Source organism: Pseudomonas sp. XP1 (assembly GCF_053557675.1).
Map to the genome: position 1 here is coordinate 239,463 of NZ_JBNRIJ010000002.1, position 4,784 is coordinate 244,246.

The 4,784-nt window shown below is 64.7% G+C and carries 5 protein-coding genes; all 5 read right to left on the reverse strand.

Going from position 1 to position 4,784, the window contains the following annotated elements:
- A partial coding sequence (locus ACK1U9_RS03435) for an ion transporter (protein ID WP_449109699.1) occupies positions 1 to 780 on the reverse strand: 780 nt, incomplete at its 3' end.
- 45 nt (positions 781 to 825) lie between these two features.
- Positions 826 to 1,698 (reverse strand): urea transporter, encoded by an 873-nt coding sequence (locus ACK1U9_RS03440; protein WP_108480565.1) that lies wholly within the window; start codon positions 1,696 to 1,698, stop codon positions 826 to 828.
- 187 nt (positions 1,699 to 1,885) lie between these two features.
- Positions 1,886 to 3,301: a pyruvate kinase gene (pyk, locus tag ACK1U9_RS03445; protein WP_449109700.1), complete on the reverse strand. Its 1,416-nt coding sequence runs from the start codon at positions 3,299 to 3,301 to the stop codon at positions 1,886 to 1,888.
- Positions 3,298 to 4,572: a glycerate kinase type-2 family protein gene (locus ACK1U9_RS03450; RefSeq protein WP_046615024.1), complete on the reverse strand. Its 1,275-nt coding sequence runs from the start codon at positions 4,570 to 4,572 to the stop codon at positions 3,298 to 3,300. The genes pyk and ACK1U9_RS03450 overlap by 4 nt, the downstream gene beginning before the upstream one ends.
- A gap of 13 nt (positions 4,573 to 4,585) precedes the next feature.
- Positions 4,586 to 4,784, reverse strand: a 199-nt coding sequence (locus ACK1U9_RS03455; RefSeq protein WP_449109701.1) for a hypothetical protein, incomplete at its 5' end; no start/stop codon positions are given.

Genomic DNA, 4,784 nt, shown 5'->3' on the forward strand with positions numbered 1-4,784 from the left:
CGCCGCGCCATGCTCATGGCTCTTCTTGCTGCAGGTCGGGCAGTCGTGCTGCAACTGTTCCCCGCGCATGGCATTGGCCAGCTCGGCGGTAAAGATCCCGGTCGGTACGGCGATGATCGAATAACCGGTAATCATCACCAGCGAGGACAGCACCTGCCCAAGCGGGGTTTTCGGCACGATATCGCCAAAGCCTACCGTGGTCAGGGTAACGATGGCCCAGTAGATGCCCTTGGGAATGCTGGTAAAGCCATGCTCAGGCCCTTCGATCACATACATCAAGGTGCCGAACACCGTCACCAGGGTCGATACCGTCACCAGGAACACGATGATCTTCTGCTTGCTGCCGCGCAGCGCCTCCATCAGGTAATGGGCTTGCTTCAGATAGGGGCTGAGCTTGAGCACGCGGAAAATCCGCAGCATCCGGATCACCCGGATGATCAGCAGGTACTGGGCGTCGCTGTAGTACAGCGCGATGATCCCCGGCACGATCGCCAGCAGATCGACCAGGCCATAGAAGCTGAAGGCATAGCGCAAAGGCTTGGGCGAGCAGTACAGGCGGGTGAGGTACTCGGCCAGGAAAATCGCGGTAAAGCCCCACTCGATGCCGGCCAGCAGGCCGGCGTAGCCCTGGTGTACTTCGTCGATGCTGTCGAGGATGACGGTAACCAGGCTGGCCAGGATGATCAGCAGGAGGATCTTGTCGAAGCGTCTTCCAGCCACGGTATCGGTCTGGAAGACGATGATGTAGAGCTGCTCGCGCAGGCTCGCAGGATTGTTCATTGGCTCGTTCCACAAAAGCGATGGGCTGAGCCTAGGGGCTGCATTTCAGCTGTGCAAGCGGCTGGCGTCACGCTGCCGAGGCTGGGCCAGGTGGTTGCCCAGGTGCATCAGCCAGCAGGCGGCGACGAAGGGCGCGGTCAGGCCGGGCACCGGTAGCAGCTTGAACAGTGGTTGCAGCAGCAGGGCCAGGGCAATGGCCAGCAGTGTCACCCACGGCTTTTCACCCTGCCTGCTGAACGCCAGTGCCGCCAGCGCAGCGTTGAAACCATAAAGGCCCAGCCAGGCGGCTTGCGCCTGGTCGGTGAGCAGTGCCGCGCCGCCGCCGATGGCCGAACCGATCACTGCCCACATTGCGGCATAAGGGTTGGCGATGAACATGCCGATGATGATCAGCAGACCGGCCAGGGGCTGGTCGAGCAGGAAGATCTGGCCCACGCCACGCGCCAACGCGTAAAGCGGGTCGGCTTCGACGAAGCCGCTGGGCGAGGGGGTGGCTATCAGCAATACGGCCCAGCCAAGCAGCACGAAGGGGGCGGTGTAGGCGATCAGCAGCTTGCCACCGCGCTTGCGCCATTGGTGGGTGATGATGCTGGACAGGCCGCCAGCGGCGATGATCAATGGCGGCAGGATGGCCGACCAGGGCAGTACGACGCTGATCAGGATGCCGATCAGGACGCCGTTGTAGCTGTACAGCCCGGCTTGGCGGTCGGCACGGTCGTAGCCGCGTGCCTGGGCGGTGAGCAGGCCGGCCAGGGCGCCGAGCAGGGCACCACCGACCAGGCCGGGGGCGGTCAGCAGGATGGCCAGCAGGCAGCACAGGCCGCACAGGGGGTCACGCAGCAGCAGCACCTGGCTGAAGCCGTTGAGTAACGCCGTGGCCCAGTCGGGGCACGGGTTGACGAAATTTTTGGTGTACATCGGGGCAGTCAGTGAGGTTGATGGGGCGCGGTGGGCCTCTTTGGGCCTCGGGTTTTCCGCAGCTCTGGTGTTTCTGTGTACAAGGAGGGCTTTGCCCTCCAATCGCCGGCAAGCCAGCTCCCACAGGTATTGCACAGGCCTTGAGAGTTGTGCGATCCCTGTGGGAGCCGGCTTGCCGGCGATGCGGTCAGATCAAGGTCTCGATCCGCAGCGTGTTAGTCGACCCTGGCTTGCCGAAAGGCACACCGGCAGTGATCAGCAACGTGTCGCCACGGCTGGCCATGCCTTGTGCCTGGGCAATCTCCAGCGCAGTGGAAACCACCTCGTCCACCTGGCGCAGGCGGTCGTTTACCACCGAGTGCACGCCCCACGCCACGCTCAGGCGGCGCGCAGTGGTCAGGTTCGGGGTCAGGTTGAGGATCGGAGCCCGTGGCCGCTCGCGTGCCGCGCGCAGGGTCGAGGCGCCCGACTCGCTGTAGTTGACCAGCACCGCCACCGGCAGAATGCCGCTGATACGGCGGATGGCGCAGCTGATGGCGTCCGACACGGTGGCCTCGGCCTTCGGCCGGCCAACGTCGAGCTGGGCCTGGTAATCCGGGCCGTTCTCCACCTGGCGGATGATCTTGCTCATCATCTGCACGGCTTCCAGCGGGTACTCACCCGAGGCAGTCTCGGCCGACAGCATCACCGCATCGGCACCTTCGGCCACGGCGTTGGCCACGTCGGTGACTTCGGCGCGGGTCGGCGCTGGCGAGAAACGCATGGATTCGAGCATCTGCGTAGCCACCACCACCGGCTTGCCCAGTTGGCGGCAGGTGCCGATGATGCGTTTCTGAATCTGCGGCACGCTTTCGGCCGGTACTTCCACGCCCAGGTCGCCGCGGGCCACCATGATCGCATCCGCAAGCTGCGCGATGGCTTGCAGCTGTTGGACTGCCGATGGTTTTTCGATCTTCGCCATCAGGTAGGCACGGTCACCGATCAGCTGGCGTGCTTCGGTGATGTCTTCGGGGCGCTGCACGAACGAAAGGGCAACCCAGTCCACGCCCAGTTCAAGGCCGAAGGCCAGGTCGCGGCGGTCTTTCTCGGTGAGCGGGGAGAGGTCGAGCACCGCTTGCGGCACGTTGACACCCTTGCGATCGGACAGCTCGCCACCGGCCAGTACTTCGGTGTCGATGGCGTCGCTGTGCTTGGCGGTGACGCGCAGGCGCAGCTTGCCGTCGTCCAGCAGCAGGTCCATGCCCGGCTCGAGGGCGGCGATGATCTCGGGGTGCGGCAGGTTGACCCGGCGGCTGTCGCCCGGGGTGTTGTCCAGGTCCAGGCGCAGGGCCTGGCCGCGTTGCAGCTGCACCTTGCCTTCGGCAAAGCGGCCGACGCGCAGCTTCGGCCCCTGCAGGTCCATGAGGATACCCAGCGGGTAGTTCAGTTGCTGCTCGACTTCGCGGATCCACTGGTAGCGCAGGGCGTGATCGGCGTGCTCGCCGTGGCTGAAGTTGAGGCGGAAGATGTTCACCCCGGCTTCTACCAGTTGGCGGATGTCGTCGATGCCTTTGATCGCAGGGCCGAGGGTGGCGAGGATCTTTACTTTTTTATCAGGCGTCATGATTGGGCAGTCTCGAGGATCAGGATGGCGCGGAAGTCGTTGACGTTGGTGCGGGTCGGCTCGGTGACGATCAGCGCATCCAGGGCGGCGAAATAGCCGTAGCCGTTGTTGTTGTCCAGCTCGTCGCTGGCCGACAGGCCCAGGGCTTCAGCGCGGGCGTAGCTGGCCGGGGTCATGAAGGCGCCGGCGTTTTCTTCCGAGCCATCGATACCGTCGGTGTCACCGGCCAGGGCGTACACGCCCGGCAGGCCTTTCAGGCTTTCGGTGAGGCTGAGCAGAAACTCGGCGTTGCGCCCGCCGCGGCCATTGCCGCGCACGGTCACTGTGGTTTCGCCGCCGGACAGGATCACGCAGGGTGCCTTCAGCGGCTGGCCGTGCAGGACGATCTGCCGGGCGATACCGGCGTGCACCTTGGCCACTTCGCGTGATTCGCCTTCCAGGTCGCCGAGGATCAGCGGGCTGAACCCGGCCTGGCGGGCTTTGACCGCGGCGGCTTCGAGAGACTGCTGGGGCTTGGCGATCAGCTGGAAATGGCTGCGGGCCAGGGCCGGGTCATCGGCCTTGACGGTTTCCGAGGCTGGGTTGTTGAGCCAGTCGATGACGGCCTTGGGCGCTTCGATGTCGTAGCGCTTGAGGATGGCCAGGGCATCGGCCGAGGTGCTTGGGTCGGCCACGGTAGGGCCGGAGGCGATCACCGTGGCGAGGTCGCCCGGTACATCGGAAATGGCATAGGTGTACACCGTGGCCGGCCAGCAGGCCTTGGCCAGGCGGCCGCCCTTGATCGCCGAGAGGTGCTTGCGCACGCAGTTCATCTCGCCGATGGTGGCGCCGGATTTCAGCAGCGCCTTGTTGATCTGTTGCTTGTCGGCCAGGGTCAGGCCTTCGGCAGGCAGGGCCAGCAGCGCCGAGCCACCGCCGGACAACAGGAAGATGACGCGGTCGTCTTCAGTGAGGTTGCTGACCAGTTCCAGCACGCGCTTGGCCACGGCCAGGCCGGCGGCATCGGGGACCGGGTGGGCGGCTTCGACCACCTCGATTTTCTGGCAGTTGGCGCCGTGACCGTACCGTGTGACAACAAGCCCGGAGACTTCGCCCTGCCAGCTTTTCTCGACCACTTCGGCCATGGCGGCTGCGGCCTTGCCGGCACCGATGACGATGACCCGGCCGCTGCGGTCGGCGGGCAGGTAGGGTTCGAGGACTTGACGGGGGTGGGCGGCGGCGATGGCTGTGTCGAACAGCTCGCGGAGAAGTTTTTGCGGATCGACCGACATGGCAGGCTCCCAATTATTGTTGTTCTGCAAAATCAAAAACGCCCCTGGAACTGCCTCCGTGCAGGCCGAACCAGGGGCGGGTGTTGCTCGGTGCCACCTTTGAACCTGTGGTCGCAGGTTCAAAGGTGTTGAATTCATCGCCGGCAAGCCAGCTCCCACAGGTACAGCACAGGATTGAGGGATTGTGCGGTCCCTGTGGGAGCTGGCTTGCC